At 59.7% G+C, this 21067-nt stretch carries 8 protein-coding genes; 3 read left to right on the forward strand and 5 right to left on the reverse strand.

Annotated elements, in window-relative coordinates; genetic code table 11:
• Positions 1-45 precede the first annotated feature (45 nt).
• Positions 46-7401 carry an NEL-type E3 ubiquitin ligase domain-containing protein gene (locus ACZ0AZ_RS21280; protein WP_463538073.1) on the forward strand — a complete coding sequence of 2452 codons (7356 nt, stop codon included), beginning with the start codon at positions 46-48 and terminating at the stop codon, positions 7399-7401.
• Positions 7402-7450: 49 nt separating this feature from the next.
• Here ACZ0AZ_RS21280 and metH read toward each other — a convergent pair whose 3' ends face one another.
• On the reverse strand, positions 7451-11161 hold the full coding sequence (gene metH / locus ACZ0AZ_RS21285) for a methionine synthase (RefSeq protein ID WP_463538074.1): 3711 nt from the start codon (positions 11159-11161) through the stop codon (positions 7451-7453).
• Positions 11162-11315: 154 nt separating this feature from the next.
• Here metH and ACZ0AZ_RS21290 point away from each other — a divergent pair, with 154 nt between their 5' ends.
• Entirely contained in the window at positions 11316-13610 is a 2295-nt protein-coding gene (locus ACZ0AZ_RS21290; protein ID WP_463570696.1) for a fatty acid cis/trans isomerase, read from the forward strand.
• 59 nt (positions 13611-13669) lie between these two features.
• Here ACZ0AZ_RS21290 and ACZ0AZ_RS21295 read toward each other — a convergent pair whose 3' ends face one another.
• Positions 13670-18166 (reverse strand): SET domain-containing protein, encoded by a 4497-nt coding sequence (locus ACZ0AZ_RS21295; protein ID WP_463570694.1) that lies wholly within the window; start codon positions 18164-18166, stop codon positions 13670-13672.
• Positions 18167-18439: 273 nt separating this feature from the next.
• Here ACZ0AZ_RS21295 and nfuA point away from each other — a divergent pair, with 273 nt between their 5' ends.
• Positions 18440-19024, forward strand: a complete 585-nt coding sequence (gene nfuA, locus ACZ0AZ_RS21300; RefSeq protein ID WP_003225494.1) for a Fe-S biogenesis protein NfuA — start codon at positions 18440-18442, stop codon at positions 19022-19024.
• A gap of 99 nt (positions 19025-19123) precedes the next feature.
• Here the strand turns inward: nfuA and cobM are convergent, their stop codons facing one another.
• The 3 genes from cobM to ACZ0AZ_RS21315 form a co-directional block, all read right to left on the reverse strand.
• Entirely contained in the window at positions 19124-19870 is a 747-nt protein-coding gene (cobM, locus tag ACZ0AZ_RS21305; RefSeq protein WP_039758624.1) for a precorrin-4 C(11)-methyltransferase, read from the reverse strand.
• Positions 19871-19948: 78 nt separating this feature from the next.
• The gene (locus tag ACZ0AZ_RS21310) at positions 19949-20362 is read right to left on the reverse strand and encodes a cobalamin biosynthesis protein (protein ID WP_039758622.1); all 414 of its coding nucleotides are present in this window, start codon (positions 20360-20362) and stop codon (positions 19949-19951) included.
• The gene (locus ACZ0AZ_RS21315) at positions 20359-21060 is read right to left on the reverse strand and encodes a CbtA family protein (RefSeq protein WP_039758619.1); all 702 of its coding nucleotides are present in this window, start codon (positions 21058-21060) and stop codon (positions 20359-20361) included. Before ACZ0AZ_RS21315 ends, ACZ0AZ_RS21310 begins: the two co-directional genes overlap by 4 nt.
• Positions 21061-21067 lie beyond the last annotated feature (7 nt).

Raw genomic sequence — 21067 nt, forward strand, 5'->3', positions numbered from 1 at the left:
TAGCGTGAAATGGTCTGCTGCTTGCTCCATCAACAAGGAGTGACCATGGAAGCTATCCCGATTCATCCCTCATCGCGCCCCGCAGGCGCGACCGCTCAATCCACAGGAACGACCCCGCCCGTCAAACGCGAGGCGACGCTGAGCATTCACGGCAGCTTTCTGGAAAAATCCGTCCCGACGTGGCTGAGCGATGCAACCACGCAACGACGTCAGGCCTTGAAGGACGTATCAACCACGCTGCCGCCTTGGTATCAGGAAGCAACGCCGGCACAGCGCAGCGCACTGACCGACAGTTTCACCGCCAGCGTCACCGCACAAAACGCGCTGGACAAAAGCCTGGCGACGCTGCAGCAGGTCGAGGATTTTGCCCGGCTGTTGCTGGTCAAGGCACTCAAGGATCAATACCAGGTGCAGGTCGACGTCGACCAGACCTTGCTGTGCCTCAAACGCCCCGTGGAAATGGGCATTCTGCACATCGAGCTGGCGTCGTATGAGTTTCTCAAACTGTCGATGCTGGACGCAGCCTTGCATAATTTCGAAGCCCATGAATGCGATGAGGGAGCCTGGCACGAAACTTCCGGTTTTCTGGTTGCCACGCAAACTCCGGACACCTTCGAGTCGCTCAGCCCTGGCATAACGGTCAGCCAGTTTCTGGGCTTGTGCCGTAGCCTGGATATTGGCAAGCAATATCAGACTTACCTCAAGGCGTTCCTGCAACCTGCCGATCCGCTGGCAGAAGCCGCGCTTCGCGACCCGTTCATCGCCAGCCAGAAGGCGACAATGCGAGCGGCTGCCGAACAGGCGTTGCTGCAAAAAGACATCGAGCCGGCGGATTACACAATGATCCTGTCGGTCATCGCTGGCGAAATGCATCCCTGGATGGGCAACAGGCAAGTGTGGTTCGAGGACCTTGGCGTGATGAAAAAGCGCCTGACTGGCTGCGTCGCGTTCGTGATCTGCGAAAAGTATCGTTACAACGATGAGCTGATCCTGTATGTCCCCCACGATCCGCACCACCCGCTCAAACGGTACACGTACGAGCAGATGCGCAGCGAATTCAAGCGTTTGTTGACCGCGCGGGACGCAGCCGACACGAACGGCGCAGCTCCGACCCGCTACCAGCAGTTCCTCAGCCAGTTCCTGCCTTATGACCAGCGTCCTTACTATTTCAGCCAATTCACCCAGGTGGCCGCCGATTCACCCAAGGATGCCTGGCAAATAGTGCGTTCGCCCTGGGCTGTGGTTATCCAGGCGATCAGCCCCGGCTCGGCATTTACCACCCTCAGCGAGGTGCCGCCCCAGCGCAAGGTGAAACTGCAACCGGTGCCTGAACCCTATATTGCCCCGTCGACGGTCGGTCGCAAGGGACGAGGCCTCTGGGCCCCCAATGATGATCTCTGGGAGTACCTGTTTACCCAGAGTCGGGACAAGACCATTGCCGATGCGCGAAGCCATGCGGTGCCGACTGCCGATGTCGATGCGAAAGCCCGCGACGCCAAACTGGCGCACCTGATGCAGATCGGCATGCTGGGCTTGAACATGGTATCGATGTTCGTGCCTGTGCTGGGTGAGGTAATGATGGTAGTGATGGCCGGGCAATTGCTCTACGAAACCCTGGAGGGCGCCATTGAATGGAGTGAAGGCGATCGCAGGGCAGCCAAGGATCATCTGATCGATGTAGCGGAAAACCTGGCACTGATCGGAGCCATGGCGGGGGTCGGCGCCGGCGTGCAGAAATTCGCCGCAGCCCGCGCGGTGCCGGTGATCGAACAGATGAGTCCGGTGACACTGGTCAATGGTGAAGCCCGGCTGTGGAAGCCTGATCTCAGCGCTTATGAGTCGCCCGTCATCCTTGACGCCAGCCTTGCCCCCAATACAGCGGGCCAGTACGGGGTTGACGGCAAAACCTATATCCGGCTCGAGGGCAAGCTTTACCAACAGAAGTTTGACGAGGTAATCGGAAAATGGCGCCTGCAGCATCCCACCGATGCCAGCGCCTATCAGCCTGTTCTGGACAGTAATGGCGCCGGCGCCTGGCGCGCCACTCTGGAACGTCCACTGACGTGGGATCGCCGTACACTGCTGCGCCGCATGGGCCATCGCAGCGAAGCGTTTTCCGACGCCGAGTTGGGCAGGGCCGCCGACATCAGCGGGGTCAGCGATGACGCATTGCGCAAGATGCATCTGGACCACGCGTTGCCGCCTCCGGAGCTGCTGCAAGCCTTGCGCATGCTCAAGGCCGATACGGACGCCGGGCGAGTCATTGAACAGTTGCGCGGCACGCAACCGATCGACGAGATGTATTTGTATGCCTTGCCGCTGGTCACTGAGATGCCGTTGTGGCCAGCCAACCGGGTACTCGAAGTGTTCGACGGCGCGGGCTTGTCGGGTCAATCCGTCAAGTATGGCGGCGCGCGCCGTGTGCGTGGCAGCGGTGTTAGGGCGCCGATCCGGATTACCCGATCCGATATTCTTGCCGGAGAGCTGCCCACGGTCATTCTGGCGGCACTCGACGAAGCTGAAATCACCCGACTGCTGGGCGCGCAGGGCGCGCGCCTGCGTGACGCCAGGCCTGTCGAGTTTGCAAGGCAAATGGCGGATTACGCGCAAACGCGCCAAGCTGCCATTTACGACAGCATCTACACAGGGACCGAAGCCGCCGACCCCTTGGTCAAGCGCTTGCAGACTGCCTGCGTGGGGCTCACCGAATCGGCTGCTCAGGACGTTTTGGCTCACGCCGGACCCGCTGAGCTCGAACAGCTGACGACGACCGGACGCGCGCCGCTGCGCATGCTCGAGGAGGCGCGCTGGTACGCGCGCAAAAGCCGGCAGGTCAGGGCTTTTGCCGGCCTGCGCAGCGACAATATCGCGTCAGCGGACAGCCGCCGTCTGGCACTGCACGCACTGGGAAGTCTGCCCGGTTGGCCGGACGGCTTGCGTCTGGACGTTCGCGAAGGCAGCGTCGAAGGTCCAGTGCTCCACAGCGTGGGCCCCGAGACAGGTGGTGAGAAAAAGTACCTGATCAAAAAAGGTGCACAATTTCAGGCATTCAACGATCGCGGCGAGGCGCTCAACAGCCTGCCTCGCCACGGCGACAACTTTTACCCATCGATCATGCACGCCTTGCCTGATGAGGCGCGACGCAGCCTGGGACTGCCAGCAGTCGGCCAGTGGGCCGAACTGCAGCAAGCGATTATTGCGCAAGCCGAGCAGGATCCCCGCACAGCGCTGGCTTTGCTGAAACCGCAAAAATGGCTGAAGCCGCCCGCACGCATCAGCGGAAATCTGGTCGGGTATTCCGCCAGCGGGCGAGGCCCGGCTTTCAATCCGGAACTGGTCGAGCGATTGCGCGATCTCTATCCGGAGCTGTCGGTCGAGCAAGCGAACGGTTTTATCCTGACGCAGGTGCGCGAGGGCAAAAGCAACCGCGAAATCTTTGCGATGCTGCAGTCCCGTCGTCAAGAGTGGGAACGACTCAAAGCAACGCTCGATGAATGGGTGGGAGATTCGCGTACCACCTCAAATGACCTGTCGGGCGTGTTCCAGAGATCACAAACGGCGAGGGCGCTGGAAGCGAGCTGGCGCAAGGCACCGTTAGCCGCCGATGATCACAGCGCCGCGAGGCTTTTGATTGTCAGCTACTACCCGCTGCCAGCGATCGAGGCCGATTTTTCCCACGTGCGCGAGTTGATCCTGAGCGGTGACGGCATGACGGACCCGGGGGCCGACGCGTTTCTGTCGCGCTTCCCCAATCTTGAGCAGTTGACCCTCGGCGAACGAGGCAGTGCTTTCGGCACCTACATGGGGCGCGAACAATCACTGAGCGACCTGCCGCCGGCCGTGAGTGCAATGGCTTCGCTGAAAAAACTCAGGTTCAGAACCGGCGCGACGTCTTTGGCACAGGGCTTTTCCCAGAGACTGGCGACGATGACGACGCTGGAGGACCTTGATCTTGAATTGGTTCGACTGGACGCCGCTGCCACGCCAGAGCTTGATCTGGCCACGTTGCAGCGGCTGAAAAGACTCAAAATCGACGCACCGGAACTGGCTCGATGGCCTGCGTCCGTGCAAAGTCTGCCAGATCTGCAACGGCTGGATTTGTCACGAACCGCCATTGCCCACATTCCCTCGGCACTGATGGCTGGCCATGAACGGCTGTGGGCGGGGCTAGCCCTGGATTGGTCGAAGTTTTCCCACGAAGCATTCAAACCGGCTTATGAGTACGTAAAAAATTATCTGGGACCTTGGGGACATCTGGTTGACCTGGACTTGATGGTTCGCCAGTACTGCGTCGGCGAACTGGATTTTCTGACGGGAGAGGCGGGATACGTCAATCCACTGCCACAACATATCCTGGGCCTGTGGAATACCCCCGAAACCCGACTCAACGCCGTCGAAATCCTGCGTCTGGAACACGCCGGAATATTCCGTGCGTTTTATGAGCCAACGACATCCAGTGGTTTGCGCACTGCGGCTCCGGCTTCGCGCTGGCGATCTCTGCCCAACAGACAAGTCCTGGATGCGCTGGCGGCCAATTGGCGCGCTGCCGTGCGCAAGCGCTATGGTCTGGAACGCGCTATCCGGCCCCGCAGCTCGCTGGATCGGGACTTCTACGTGCCTGGAGACGCTCGTGTATTCGAGTTGAGTGATCGCAACTGGCTGACTGGCGGCTCCTCCATTACCGAACTTGCGCCAATACCGGCCGGTACTTTTTCCCACGTTGAGACCGTACGCCTGGACCGGCTGAATGTTCCGGCCGCACAGATCGAGACTTTTCTGAAGGCTTTCAGCGAGATGCGCACGCTGGAAATTACCGCTTGCGGGCTGACTGAGGTGCCGGTCGGCCCGCAAGACCTTGCGCAGCTCACTCGGCTGAATCTTTCAACCAACCGCATCGTCATGACGCCGCAGGTGCAACGGCAGTTCAGTGAATTGAAAGGACTGAAATTCCTCAGCGTGCGCCTCAATCAGCTGACAGCACTGGATGTGTCGGCATTGACCGGGCTTGAGGTTTTGGACCTGAGTTCCAATGGACTCAAAACTTGGCCGGCCGGTGCTGAAAACCTTCCCCGCCTGCAGTGGCTGGATCTGCGTTACAACGCTATCGATTCATTGCCTGAGCAAGTGCTGGCTTGCGATGACGTACTGTTGAAGACCAGCCTGACGGACAACCTGTTCAGCGCAGAGGGCGAGGCCGCACTGTCGATGGCCCAGCAGCGTATCGAAGCTGCCATTGGTCTGCCCGCAGGCGCTTTGACAGCGTTCAGAAGCCCATCCGCCGCGCTGTATGCCCATACGCTTACGACGCCGCAAACCGCGTTTTCCATTGTCCACGATTTTCTCTTGCCGCTGCGCCCTTTGACGTCCGTGGCTGAAGATGCGGCAGACAGCGTCGGCCGGCTACAGCAGCTCAACCCACGGCTCTCCCATGAATATGCGCAGCAATGTGTGGCGCGCCTGCGCAGTGAGGGGCTGGATGATATGCAGATAGATGCCCGGATAAGCGAGTGGCGGGACAGCGGCGACTCACTGACGCGGCAGTTGAACAGCTGGATCTTTGCCGGTGCGACCGACTCCAGGACAACCGCGCTGACGACGCAAGGTCGCGCTTTCGCGGCGATAAAAATTCGTGATTGCATGGTCGACGGGCTGACACGGCATACAGAGGGAGCGGGGCGTGAGCTTGATCTGACCGGGCTCTCCACCGGTGATCTGCCGCCCCTGTCGGACACGCTTTCCCACGTACAGACTCTGAATCTGACAGGCGCAGGGTTCTCGGCACAGAGCTTCAATGAGTTCTGCACGGCGTTTCCGGAGTTGACCAGACTGGTGCTCAACGGCAACGCATTGCAGACGGTGCCGGACGCCGTCAGCGGCCTGAGTCGTCTCGAACGTCTGGAGTTGAGCGGCAACCTGCTGACGGATGCGCAGCCGCTGCATCGCCTGGTCAGTGCCAATCGCCTGCGCTGGCTGGACCTGAGCCACAACCGGCTCGACGTTATCGATGCCAGCGTGTTCGTTCAGCTTGAAACACTCGAGCTCGCCTACAACGGGCTGGATCGCTGGCCGGCCGGTGTGCTGGACTTGCCGCAATTGCATACGCTTAACCTCACAGGCAACAACATCACGGCGTTTCCGGACCGGCTGCTGGGCGGCAATCATGAGGGGCTGGTCGCGGGTACTGATTTATCCGATAACGCCCTGACGCTCAACAGTCTTGAGCAGCTGCGTGACTACAGTATCGCTAACGGCAATCGCGACGTAATGGGCTATTCGCGGCTGTTGCTGGATGAGGAAATGGCGCAGCGCCTGGCGTCTGGCAGCGAATCCGATTCTGACCCGGACTCCGACTCGGGGTCCGATGGCGGCAGCGACGACAGCGACGACAGTGACGACAGCGGCGGTGGCACAGGGTCGAGGCGCGTCGATACACATGCGGTAGTCGAAGCCGACGAAGTCATCGATAACCCGCTGCAGGACATTGCTGCACCGGCAATGGACATCTGGTTGACATACACCCCGTCCGATCTACGCGTGGAGCGCGCCGCGCTATGGAGGCAGCTGGCCGAGGAACCCGGCCATGAGGCGTTTTTCCATCTGCTCTCGACGCTGCCCGATACCGGTGAGTACAAGTTGGCGGGTGCCGACCTGACGCACCGGGTATGGCAGGTGATACAAGCGGCGACAGAAGACAGGGAATTGCGCCAACTGTTGTTTGCCAACGCCGCGACGCATGGCACCTGTGTCGATGGGCGGATTCTGACTTTCAGTGAGCTGGAAACAAGGGTTTACTTGCACAATGCCCTGCGCGACGTGCCGCTTCGTCCGCAACAGCGCGGCAGAGCCTTGATCGACCTGACCCGACGCTTGTTTCGCCTGGAAAGAATTGACAGGCTGGCCGAAGCTGTCGCGAAAAAGAAGGACCGGGCGGAGAGGCGCTTGCAGTACCGGATCGGCATGATCCGAGGTTGGCCTGACGATCTGGAATTGCCCGCGCAACCGGAACACATGGTGTTTGACACTCCGATTCGCGATCAAACCCTGACCAACGCGCGCAACGCCGTGCTGGCGGACGAGGCATCCGACCTGTTCCTCGAAGATCTGATTTCTCGTGATTACTGGATCGATTACATGCGCGACCAGCACCCCGAGGTATTCGATGAGCTGGAACGAAACGCCACACGGCGTCAGGAAGAGGTTGAAGATGCGTATCCGGAGCGCGATGCCAGTCAGCAAATGCTTGATCAGTATCTGGATGCAATGCGTCAGTTGGAGATCGAAATCGCCGAAGCGCGAACTCTCAAGCTCAAGGAGTTGACCCGCGCAGAACTGGCAAAAACGCCAGCGGTCCAGGCACAAACGGGCCCAGCGTCACCGCAACCAGGGCCTTCACGACCCTGAGACCGATTGAGCCCGCCAGGGCCTGAGAGCCTCAGGCCCTGGCGGTGTATCAGCTGTCGTAACCCAGGTTCGGCGCCAGCCAGCGCTCAGTCACGCTCAGGTCCTGGCCCTTGCGAGCGGTATAGCTTTGCACCTGGTCCTTGTCGATCTTGCCCACGGCAAAATACTGCGCCTGCGGATGGGCGAAGTACCAGCCGCTGACCGCTGCTGCCGGGAACATCGCATAGTGTTCGGTGAGGAACACGCCGCTGCGCCCGGCGCGCATTTCGGCAGCCTCTGGATCAAGCAGGGTGAACAGCGCGGCTTTCTCGGTGTGATCCGGGCAGGCCGGGTAGCCGGGGGCGGGGCGGATGCCACGGTATTGCTCTTTGATCAGCGCATCGTTGTCGAGGGTTTCATCCTTGGCATAACCCCAATGTTCTTTACGCACTTGCTGGTGCAGCCATTCGGCGCAAGCTTCGGCCAAGCGGTCGGCGAGGGCCTTGACCATGATCGAGTTGTAGTCATCGCCCGCGTCCTGATAGGCCTTGGCCACTTCTTCGGCGCCGATGCCGGCGGTGGTGATAAAGCCGCCGACGTAGTCGGTGACTTCGCTGTCCTTCGGCGCAACGAAGTCGGCGAGGCAGAAGTTCGGCTTGCCGTCGGTCTTGATGATCTGCTGACGCAAGTGATGCAGCTTGGCCAGCGGCTTGCCGTTGTCGTCGTACAGCTCGATGTCGTCTTCGTTGACCTGATTGGCCGGCCAGAAACCGAACACCGCACGGGCGCTGATCAGCTTTTCGTCGATCAGTTTGGCGAGCATCTCCTGGGCGTCCTTGTACAGCGCAGTGGCGGCTTCACCGACCACTTCGTCTTCGAGGATGCGCGGGAACTTGCCGGCCAGGTCCCAGGAGATGAAAAACGGCGTCCAGTCGATGTACTCGGCCAGCACCTTCAAATCGATATTGTCGAGCACCTTGCTGCCAGTGAAGGTCGGTTTCACTGGCTGATAATTGGCCCAGTCGAATTGCGGCTTCTTGGCGATGGCAGCGGCGTAGCTCAGGCGTTCGGTGCGGGCGCTGCGGTTGGAAGTACGCTCGCGCACGTCGATGTATTCCAGGCGCGTCTTCTCGACGAAACCGGCTTTCAATTCCTTGGACAGTAACTGCGTCGCCACGCCGACGGCGCGCGAGGCGTCGGTCACGTAGACCACGGCATCGTTGCTGTACTTCGGTTCGATCTTCACCGCGGTGTGCGCTTTCGACGTCGTCGCGCCACCGATCATCAGTGGCAGATGGAAATCCTGACGCTGCATTTCGCGGGCAACGTGGACCATCTCGTCCAGCGACGGCGTGATCAGGCCGGAGAGGCCGATGATGTCGCACTTTTCTTCTTTGGCAACCTGCAGGATTTTCTCGGCCGGGACCATCACGCCGAGGTCGACGATGTCATAGCCGTTGCAACCGAGCACCACGCCGACGATGTTCTTGCCGATGTCGTGCACGTCGCCCTTGACCGTAGCCATGAGGATCTTGCCCTTGGCTTCCGGTTTGTCGCCTTTTTCCAGTTCGATGAACGGGATCAGGTGCGCCACGGCCTGCTTCATCACCCGCGCGGATTTCACCACTTGCGGGAGGAACATTTTGCCGGCGCCGAACAGGTCGCCGACGATGTTCATGCCGGACATCAACGGGCCTTCGATCACCTCGATCGGCCGCGCAAACGACTGCCGGGATTCTTCGGTGTCTTCAACGATGTGCGTAGTGATGCCCTTGACCAGCGCATGCTCCAGACGCTTGTTGACGTCCCAGTTGCGCCACTCTTCGGTCTCGGCTTCCTTGACGCTGCCGTCGCCCTTGTATTTGTCAGCGATGGCGAGGAGGGCGTCGGTACCTTCCGGCGTACGGTTGAGGATCACGTCTTCGACGGCGTCGCGCAGCTCGACCGGGATCTGGTCGTAGATCTCCAGCTGACCGGCGTTGACGATGCCCATGGTCAGGCCCGCGCGGATCGCATACAGCAGGAACACCGAGTGGATCGCCTCGCGCACCGGGTTGTTGCCACGGAACGAGAACGACACGTTGGACACGCCGCCGGAGCTCAGGGCGTACGGCAGTTCATCGCGGATGTAGGCGCAGGCATTGATGAAGTCGACCGCGTAGTTGTTGTGTTCTTCGATGCCGGTGGCCACAGCGAAAATGTTCGGGTCGAAGATGATGTCTTCCGGCGGGAAGCCGACTTCGTTGACCAGAATGTCGTAGGAGCGTTTGCAGATTTCCTTCTTGCGCGCTTCGGTGTCGGCCTGGCCGGCTTCGTCGAACGCCATCACCACCACCGCAGCGCCGTAGCGTTTGCACAGTTTGGCGTGGTGGATGAACTGCTCGACGCCTTCTTTCATGCTGATCGAGTTGACGATGCCCTTGCCCTGAATGCATTTGAGGCCGGCTTCGATCACTTCCCACTTCGACGAGTCGATCATGATCGGCACGCGCGAGATGTCCGGCTCGCCGGCAATCAGATTGAGGAAGGTGACCATGGCCTTCTTCGAATCGAGCATGCCCTCGTCCATGTTTATGTCGATGATCTGCGCGCCGGCCTCAACCTGTTGCAGGGCGACTTCCAGCGCTTCGGTGTAATTGTCTTCGCGAATCAGCCGGGCGAACTTGGCCGAGCCGGTGATGTTGGTGCGCTCGCCGACGTTGACGAACAGTGAGCTGCGATCGATGGTGAACGGCTCCAGACCCGAGAGGCGGCACGCCTTGGGAATGTCCGGAATCTGCCGCGGCGAGTAACCGGCAACGGCTTTGGCGATGGCTTCGATGTGCCCCGGCGTGGTGCCGCAGCAACCGCCGACGATGTTGAGGAAGCCGCTCTGGGCGAATTCCTCGATGACCTTGGCTGTCTGCGATGGCAGCTCGTCGTACTCGCCGAACTCGTTCGGCAGGCCGGCGTTCGGGTGTGCGGAAACGTGGGTGCTGGCCTTGTTCGACAGCTCTTCCAGATACGGCCGCAATTCACTGGCGCCTAGCGCGCAGTTGAGGCCTACGGAAATCGGCTTGGCATGGGCCACCGAGTTCCAGAACGCTTCGGTGGTCTGCCCCGACAGGGTACGGCCGGACGCATCGGTGATGGTCCCGGAGATCATGATCGGCAGTTCGATGTGCAGTGCTTCGAACACGCCCTGCACGGCGAAGATCGCCGCTTTGGCGTTGAGGGTGTCGAAAATGGTTTCGATCAGGATCAGGTCGGCGCCGCCCTCGATCAGGCCTTTGGTGGCTTCGGTGTAGTTCTCCACCAGCTCATCGAAGGTGACGTTGCGGTAGCCGGGGTTGTTGACGTCGGGCGACAGCGAGCAGGTGCGGCTGGTCGGGCCGAGTACGCCGGCGACGAAGCGCGGCTTGGCCGGGTTCTCGGCGGTCTTGGCGTCGGCAATCTTGCGCGCCAGACGTGCGCCTTCTACGTTTAACTCGTAGGCCAGCTCTTCCATGCCGTAGTCGGCCATGGAAATGCGTGTGGCGTTGAAGGTGTTGGTTTCGAGAATGTCGGCACCGGCGTCGAGATAAGCCTTTTCGATGCCGCCGATCACGTCCGGACGGGTGATCACCAGCAAGTCGTTGTTGCCCTTGACGTCACTCGGCCAGTCCGCAAAGCGCTTGCCACGATAATCCTGTTCTTCGAGCTTGTAGCTCTGGATCATCGTGCCCATCCCGCCGTCGAGAATCAGGATGCGCTCTTTGAGGGCTTGCTTGAGAGCTTGAAGGCGGACGCTGCGATCGGACATGTGGACTACTCGAAAAGACCATTACGAAGGAGCGGGATCATAACAAACCTGTGCGCTTTTGGAGCATGCCGGGCTTTTCCATGAATATCGCTCATGTTGGTACGAACGTCATAACGGTAGAATCGCAGCCTTTTTTACAATCGGGATCAGCAGCATGTCGTACCGCGTCATCAGTTTCATGTTGCTGTTCCTGAGCGGCGTTGCTGCAGCGCAGACGCCTGCGACCTCGTCCCCGATCAGTTACACGCGCGATATCCAGCCGATTTTCACCGAGAAATGCGTTGCCTGCCACGCCTGCTATGACTCGGCCTGCCAGTTGAACCTGGGCAGCGGCGAAGGCGCCGCCCGCGGCGCGAGCAAGATGCCGGTCTACGACGGTGAACGGACTCAAGCGGCACCGACCACCCGATTGTTCTACGACGCGTTCGGCAAACGTGCCTGGCAGCAGAAGGATTTCTATTCGGTGCTAGATGCCCAGGGCAGCCAGGCAGCACTGATGGCGCGTATGCTCGAACTCGGCCACAAAACCCCGCTGACACCGAATGCCAAACTGCCGCAAGAGATTGTGCTGGGGCTCAACCGCAGCAATCTGTGTGCGATGCCCGCGGAATTCGACGCTTATGCCGGCGCGCATCCCAAAGAAGGCATGCCGCTGGCGGTCACCGGGCTGACCGACCAGCAATATCAAACCTTGCAGCGCTGGCTGGCGTCCGGCGCGCCGATTGATGAGCAGGGGCTGGCGCCGAGCGCCAAAGAGGCGTTGCAGATCGTCCAGTGGGAACACCTGCTCAACGCCCCCGGTGCTCGGCAGAGTCTGGTCGCGCGCTGGCTGTTCGAGCACTGGTATCTGGCGCACATCCATTTCAAGGATGGCGAGCCGGGGCATTTTTTCCAGTGGGTGCGTTCGCGCACGCCGACCGGTCAACCGATCGACCTGATCGCCACGCGCCGGCCCAATGACGACCCGGGTACGCAGGTGTATTACCGCTTGTGGCCGGTGCAAGGGGTGATCGTGCATAAGACCCACATCACTTACCCGCTGAGTGCGGCGAAGATGGCGCGGGTCAAAAGCCTGTTCTACAGCGGCAACTGGCAGGTCGATGCGTTGCCCGGTTATGGCCCGCAGAGTCGCGCCAATCCATTTGCCACGTTCGAAGCGATTCCGGCGCAGGCGCGCTATCAGTTCATGCTCGACAACGCCGAATACTTCGTCCGTACCTTTATTCGCGGCCCGGTGTGCCGGGGGCAAATTGCAACCGATGTGATCCGCGACAACTTCTGGGCGCTGTTCCAGGCCCCTGAGCATGACCTGTACATCACCGACCCGCGCTATCGCGGTCAGGCCACGCCGTTGCTGGCCATGCCGGGGCAGAACGATGACGTCGGCAGTGTTCTGAGCCTGTGGCGCGATTATCGCAACAAACGTAACGAATACGAGGCGCTGCGCCGCGACAACTACGCTGATATCCCGGCGCCGAGCTGGTCGACCCTGTGGGCCGGCAATGACAACGCGCTGTTGAGTATCTTCCGCCATTTCGACAGCGCAGCGGTGGTCAAGGGCTTGATCGGCGACGTGCCGCAGACGATGTGGTTGTTCGACTATCCGCTGCTCGAACGCACCTATTACCAGTTGGCGGTCAACTTCGATGTGTTCGGCAACGTCTCCCATCAGGCGCAGACGCGTCTGTACTTCGACCTTATCCGCAACGGCGCCGAGCAGAACTTTTTGCGCCTGATGCCGGCCGATTCCCGCGAGGATTACCTCAATGATTGGTACCAGAGCAGCGGCCAGTTCAAGATGTGGCTCGACTATGAAGCCATCGATGACGACAAGCCGAGCGCACTGAAACTCGACGAAAAAGACCCGAAACGCGACTTTGCGATGCAATTGCTGGGGCGTTACGGTGATCTCAATGCGCGGCCGGATCCGATCAATCGTTGCGATGGCGCTTACTGCTCGCGGCCGAACATCGACCCGGCACTGCAAAATGCCGAGCAGGCCCTGAGTCACCTGGCCTCTCGCCCGGCTGCCGGATTGAAAGTCATCGATCAGTTGCCCGAAGCGACGCTGCTGCGCATCGAAACGGCGGGCGGTAAACGTGAGGTGTACAGCCTGCTGCGCAACCGTGCGCACAGCAACGTCGCGTTCCTGTTGGGTGAATCGCTGCGCTATCAGCCGGGCCTCGACACCCTGACGATCTATCCGGGCGTGCTGACCAGCTATCCGAATTTCATCTTCAACGTACCGGCGGATCAGGTCCCGGCGTTCGTCGATGCGATGGAAAATGCCAGGGATGCCCATCGCTTCGAGAAAATCGTCGAGCGCTGGGGTATCCGTCGCAGTCACCCGCAGTTCTGGTTTTATTTCCATGATCTGAGCCAGTACCTCCACGAAACCGATTCGGTGGAAGAAGGCGTGCTGGACATGAATCGCTACGAGAATCTCTGAGCAGACAACGACGCAGGCTTTTGGCCTGCGCCGTCGGGTGCGTCAATGCTGAGCAGCGCTCATGTCGGATCGGACGCTGACGCTGCGCCAGCGGGCTTGAAGGCTTTCCAGTAGTCCGTGCCGTAATCGAGGAACAGTTCGGTGCCCGCCGGAATTTTCTCCCACGCGACGAGGAAAACCATGTATTTGCCGACGCAGATCGAGCCGACGTTCTCGACGCCAATATTCGCCTGGCCGGGTACGTTCACCGCGTTGATCATGCTCAACAGGTTGCTGTTGCCATGGCCGCTGAGCGTTGCGCCTTTGGTTGCGGTTGCAAACAGAAAGGTACTGACCGATTCATGGGATTTGTCGAGCATTTCCGCATGCAGGGACTTGGCGGTGCGGTGCAACTTTCCCGCGTAAGGACCGAGGACTTCGAAAGGCTCGATATCGATTTTGGCGAACACTGACAGTCCCCTCTCTGGACCGTCAGTGGGTCGCCTGAGCTCGAAGCGATCAGTCAGCCTGTCGTGATGCACGCCTTCTTCGAAGATCCACTCATGGACATCCTCGGTGATTCTGCGCTGCATCTCCTTGAGTCTGGGGCCCTGAAAGTCCGCGAAAAACCGGTTGGCGTCAGTAATTGCGATTTTGTCTATATCACCCTCCAGTTGGTGCGTGAGGCTGATTCTGACATCTGTCGGATCTTGCAAAATGGGGGCGTTGTTATTGATGTGGTGACCCAGTGATGGCGTTAGATCCAAGGCACTTGCTGTGGCTGTAGCAGGATTGTCCAGTCTGGGACGCTTGGAACTGCCAGCTGTGGGCAGCGATGTTGGCTCGGGGCTGCTGGGCGTCGGCGGTTCCGGCAGGTGCCTGGGGCCGGACTTTATTCCATAACCCACGGGAATTGATTTACGCGGGAGTATTTCTACCGGTTCGGAGGCGGCGATCAACTGCAAGCTCTCCCGGACTGCACTTCGCAATTCACCCCGGTCATTGACATACGTGGCCCAGAGCACTGGATTGAGATCATTGTTGTGGACGAACATGTCCATCGTGGTTGCCGAACCGGTTGCGAGGAAATGCCTCTCCCACTCGTTGAGATGTTCAGCCGTCAAGGGTGTGAAGCGCTGGTTGCTGGCGTATTTCTCCAGCACTTTCCCCCGCGCTTTGAAGCTGCCGTCAGCATTGACGTGATCCATGAGATCCGCAGGATCGAGATTGTGCTCAGCGGCGAACCCCTCAAGGGTAAGGCTATTGCGGTCTTCCCGCGCCATCGCTCGCCAGTTCTGCAGGTTTTCGAACGTCACAGCGACGCGTGCGATTTCAGCTTGGTCCAATACCTGCTGGCCGAGCGGGGTCAATTGACCTTGGGTATGAACGAATTGCCGGAAGGTTTCCGGATCCAGTCTGTGCTTTTTGGCAAAATCCTTGATGGCTCGACCCAACGCCTGCTCACTGAACTCAGACCATTGGGTGAGGATCAGGGGTGTCACCTTATTTGAGTGTTCGGGAGCGCCGCCTTTCATCCCGATCGGGTGGCTATACCAGTGACCGGGTCTGACTGATGACAGGTTGATCGAAAGGTCCCGGTTGTTTTTCGGATTGACCAGCACGACGGAAAAACTGTTTTCGCCGGTCATCGCTGTTTCCTTGATGAATCCATACGAGTTTTCCCGAATCTGGTAAACGGCGATAGTGCCGTGCTCATCGATGTTGCAGATGAACCTCTGGTTGTATTCAGGCCGGAAGAATATGCCTCGCGAGTCGGCTTTCAATCCGGAAATCCAGCTTGGTTCTACCGCGTATGGACGCAACAACGGGCTGCTGTTGCTCATTACCGTCAGAGGTTCGCGAAAGCGCGGGCCGAAAGCCTGGCTCGACAGCGCATCGATCAGGCGATAATCCACTGCGTCAGCGCTGCCAACGTTGCGCATGGGGATGTTGGCAATCCCCTCGACCGTGCACAGCCGGTCGCCAGGCTGACGCGGTGTCCATGTGGTGGGGTCGACGGCCATCAGATGGTGGGCCGCAACCGACCCATCACGCAGACGTGCAATTCCCATCCGCGTCTGGCGCAATGTTGCGCGACCAATCTTGCGCAGAGTGAATCGCCCCAGCCTGAGCAATGACAGCACCGACTCCAGCGGATTGAGTTCCTGAAGCGTCGAGATCACCAGCGTTCGCGTCAGGCTGGCGAACCTGGGCAAGGCCATGCGGATGCCGAGCTTGCCAGCCTGCGTTGCCAGACGCGTACAGCCGGCAATGTATTTACCAATGGGCAGGGCAAAGGAAACAATGTCGGTGAACAGGCCAAGGCCACCGCTTTCAATGCGCTTGGGTTCGCCGGAAGTCAGATCGTCGATGGCGCTCCAGAACGGCACGAATATCTTTCCCCAGAACGCTAGATCCTGCAGAAAATCTCTGCCCAGATCCATGCTGCGCGTGGCCTTGCGGGTTTGCTCGAGCAAGGCCGATTCATCTTTGAAAAACAGTTCGCGGGCGATCATCGCGGCCAGGCTTTCAGCTCGCGCAGACGTCAGGTTGTTCGCAGCGAAGGGCAGAGTCCGCGCCGCTACGTCAGGGGCGCGCTGTTCAATCGGCACAGCCTCTAACGTCTCGGCGACCTGTTCCACAATCAACGTCGCCTGCTGGTTGTCTCTGGGTTTGGAGCCGTCGCGATAGGCATCCCAATCGAAGGGCAATGGTGTGCCTTTTCTGAAGGAGCCCCGGGTGGTCCGACTGCTGGAGCCGATGCTCTCGACAGCAATTTCACCCCCCACCTGCAAGGATTTCAGCTCTTTGCGCCAACGCACGACGCCCGCGAACGGAAAAACTTCAATGTAGCGAACATCCGTCGGGTAGGCGGGATTGACGGTACGCAGAATAAATCCCGAGCGTGCACGAACCGCGTTGGTGTTTGCCGGATTCTCATGCTCCACCTGAGTGTCATGGAGGGGCAGCCTTAATGAGTAAACGACGACTTCATCGCGCTCCAGATCCGTGCCGCAGGCGGGTAGATACTGGCTCAGCAATGCTTTGATCAGCGTCGCGTAGGCGGCTCGCGGTGTATCCAGCCAGTTGCGGAAGGCCTCTTCGAAGGCAGCATCCGTTTGGTAACGAAAACGACTCGGGGGCCTGAGCGTCAGGTCTTGCATTGCACGGACCACATCGCGCTCGTGCTGCTCGAGGGTCTGCACTGCCAGCTCGACTTCGCTTATCGAGTAAGCTCCGTGACGTTCTCCAAGAAGACCGGTCTCCACTGCCCAGTCCACCGTGGGACGCAGTTTCGCTGCCGTTACCAGGCGTTGTTGCTCGGCATCATCGACATGCGCCTGGTAATGCTCGGCTGGCAGGTTGACCAGCTGTTCGAACGTCATATGCCGGGGTGAACCGGGCGCGATGCTTTCGGCCAGAATAAAGCCACTCTTGAAATTGACCCAGGTGCTGGAAGTGCCGTAGGGAAGATCCTCGGGGATGTCCTGTACCCACGCCTCGCTGGCGATATGGCTTTTCAGGACGGCCACTGCCAGTAATGCCGTGGGGCGGTTGACCGACAGCGATCGTTGAAAGTGCTCGATGAGCGACTGACGTATGAGCGAGTAACGGCTGCCTGTTTCGATAAGGATCTGCAGTTCGTTTCGATAGTTGCCATGGGGACCGGGTTTTACCGTCAGCCAGAGTGCTCGCCACAGCAGTTTTTTCAATACGGCAGGGGGGCACTGCTGATTGTCGCGTGCACCGTACCAGTCCAGTTCGCGGGCAATGCGTAGAGCCAGTTGCAGGTTCTTTGCAGCACCTAGAACGGTTTCCAGAAGAGCGACGGGGGTGGTGTTGGCAAAGTTCTCCAATTTGTCATTGAATTTTCCCGGGAGGAGGTTTGCCAGCAATGAGCGGGATGTTTCCAGTTCAATCTGGCGAACAATGCGCAGGATCGCTTGATCACCCGTAGCGCCGAACAGGTGCTCAAGGTCACTGACGTGTCCATCATGCCCAAGCAGCCACAGTGCGCGATGGTCAACCAGATTGTGCAGAAGGCGTTGCCAGTCGGCGTTATTGGTGGGTCGAAGTGGTTGCAGCGAATAGTAGGCAAGGACAAGATCGAGCCTTACCGAGCCGTCGCTTTTGACGCCGTTGCCGACTTTACGGTGAATGTCGAGCAAGACATCGACATCAATGGACCAGTACATCGGCAGCTGTCTGAGAGTGACCGCGTAACCGGCTATGGTGAAAACTTCCGGAGGGGAGGGGGCGGGCGTTTTGCTGGAGCTCAACTGGAAAGAGACAAGATCAGACAAGAAGTCATTTCCCAGAGGCGATGTATCCACGCCGACCGGTGTTGAAACATGCCTGATGAAGTCTTCATCCTCTTCCAGCTTTTTCAGTACGCGAAATGCTTCCTTGCACTCGCGCCCCAGGGCGGAGCTGGCAGGAGGGTGATAGTAAAGGTCGCGGGCATCACCGTTGAAATGCTCACCGACTAGCGCGTGCAGATAACTGATCAGGTGGTTGAGGTCCTGCAGTCTGCGCGGCGGCGTTCTGCTGTAAAATCTCGATAAAGATGTATTCATTGAGCGCCTCTGAAATAAGTGCAATGGAAACGTGCAAGTAAACGAAGGCGGGGAATATATCGGTCGAAAAAATCCCTGAGGCATACATATATATGCCTGGTGCTTGTCTCAGTATCCATTTGTATACGGGGCAGCCCGCTAGCGGAAGCAGGCCTGACGACGCCGCGAGGCGCTTGGGCGAGCGATGAATCCAGCGTTTTCCGACAAAAATACTAGGACTTTGTCAGGCGCGTCATTTGGCGTAAACTGCGCCCAAGCCTGCGAGGAGTTTCCATGACCGCTATTACCATTACCGACGCCGCCCACGACTACCTGGCTGATCTGCTGTCCAAGCAGAACACCCCGGGCATCGGCATCCGCGTCTTCATCACCCAGCCTGGCACGCAGTACGCCGAAACCTGTATTGCCTACTGCAAGCCGGGCGAAGAAAAACCTGAAGATACGGCGCTGGGGCTGAAAAGCTTCACCGCGTATATCGATTCGTTCAGCGAAGCGTTTCTCGACGACGCCGTGGTCGACTACGCCACCGACCGCATGGGCGGCCAGCTGACTATCAAGGCGCCAAACGCCAAAGTACCGATGGTCAACGCCGACAGCCCGGTCAACGAGCGCATCAATTACTACCTGCAAACCGAAATCAACCCGGGGCTGGCCAGCCACGGCGGTCAGGTCAGCCTGATCGATGTTGTGGAAGACGGCATTGCCGTGTTGCAGTTCGGTGGCGGTTGCCAAGGCTGCGGCCAGGCCGACGTGACCTTGAAGGAAGGCATCGAGCGCACCTTGCTCGAGCGCATCCCTGAGCTCAAGGGCGTGCGCGACGTGACCGACCACACGCAGAAAGAAAACGCCTACTACTAAGGCGTTCGCTGCGAACAAGAAAAACGGCGCCCCGTGAGCGCCGTTTTTTATGCCCCCGCTTTACCCAGGGTGGGAGCGAGCCTGCTCGCGAAGAGGCCATCAAGGGCGATAAAGATGCGCATGCCCCGCCCGATACAACGACGACTCACTGAACACCTCGCTGCCCAGCACCCGCCCGACCAGAATCAACGCGGTGCGCCGGAAGCCTTTCGCTGCAACCTTGTCGGCAATGTCCGCCAGCGTGCCCACCACCCAGTCCTGATCCGGCCACGTCGCCCGGTGAATCACCGCAATCGGACAATCTGCACCGTAATGCGGCAACAACTCCACAAGAATCTTCTCCAGATGTTTGACTCCCAGGTGAATCGCCATGGTTGCGCCATGCTGGGCCAGATTGGCCAATTCTTCGCCGACCGGCATCGCAGTCTTGTCGGCATAGCGAGTCAGAATCACGCTCTGCGACACATCCGGCAGGGTCAGTTCGGCACCGAGCAACGCCGCACAGGCGGCAGTGGCCGTCACGCCCGGAATGATCTCGAACGGGATATCAAGCTCACGCAGATAACGAATCTGTTCACCGATCGCGCCGTACAGGCTCGGATCACCGGAATGTACCCGCGCGACGTCCTGGGCGTTGGCGTGCGCGGTCTTGATCAGCTCGATGATCTGCTCAAGGTGCAGCTCGGCACTGTTGACCACGGTTTGCGCCTGATGCCCTTCGAGCACCGCAGCGGGTACCAGTGAACCGGCATAGATGATCACCGGACATTGGCGGATCAACCGTTGGCCTTTGACAGTGATCAATTCCGGGTCGCCGGGGCCGGCGCCGATGAAATAAACGGTCATCGTTGGATCCTTGGAGAAGAGGCGCGACAACGCTACAGATGAAGATTGCTCATGATGGATGGCGGCGATTATCAGGATTTACGCGGCGCCGGCCAATGCCAGAGTGGCTTGAGCGTATTTTTGACGGCTGATCAGCAGCTTTGCCGGCGCCTGCAACAGTTGTTCGGCGAGCGCCAGCGCTGCACTTTCCGCCACGCCGTAGCAGCCGGTGCGTTCGTACGCGATTTGCGACTGGTGGCTGAGCATTGACTGGTAACCGGCCAATTCCTCGCTGCTGAAATACAGCAGGGGCAAGGCCAGTTGTACGGCCAGTTCCTGCAGGCCCGGTTCGTCGCGCTTCAAATCGATGCTGGCCAAGGCCTTGATCGACTTGAGCTCGATACGGTGTGCCTGCAAGGCCTGGTCGAGCAACGCGCGCAGCGTGCTGGTCGGACAGCCGCGCTGGCAGCCGAGGCCGACCACCAGCGTGGACGCCGCGCGGTCATCGCTCATGCGTGATAGTGACCGTCGCTGTTGCGGCGGAACAACCAGGCGCTGATAAGGCCTAGGGCCAGCCAGAACGCCACGTTGGTCAACTGCGAAGCGATCTTGAACTGGCTTTCCAACGCTTCGGGCGCGAGCATCGAATGCACCAGCGGCTGCGGCGCGCCAATCACATGCGGCACCGCGAGAATCGCTACGCCGAGCAGCTTCATCAGCCAGTGCCGGCTGAAGGCGATCAGCGACAGGCCGACGGCGGTTGAGGCCGCAGTGCCGATCCACCACATCTGCCGCGACGTCAGATCAGCCGCAGCGGTGCCCGGCAATTCCGGCGGCAGGCCCAGCGTTGGCGCCAGAACGAACGTCACGTAACCGGCCAGACCCCAGAGCAAGCCTTGCCCGGTGGAGCGCGGCGCACGCAGGGTGTACAGGCCCGCCAGCATCAGAGCGAAACCGACCGCCACCACCAGATTGCCACCGGTGGTCGAAACCACGCGCTGCCAGCCGTTTTCCGGCTCCCAGGCTTCGCCATCGTGGCTGTGCGCTGCGGTGCCGGCCGCGTGTTCGTGGACTTGGGCGACCGGTTCGGATTTTTCAAAGGTTTCGGCCTGAAGAATCAGCGGTGAGACCCAGAAGCTTTGCAGCACCGTGAGGAGCAGGGCGGCCAGCAGGCCGCTGAAACCTGCGGTTTGCGCAATTCGCTTGATCATTTGACAG

The sequence above is a fragment of the Pseudomonas sp. AC239 genome, from assembly GCF_979258545.1.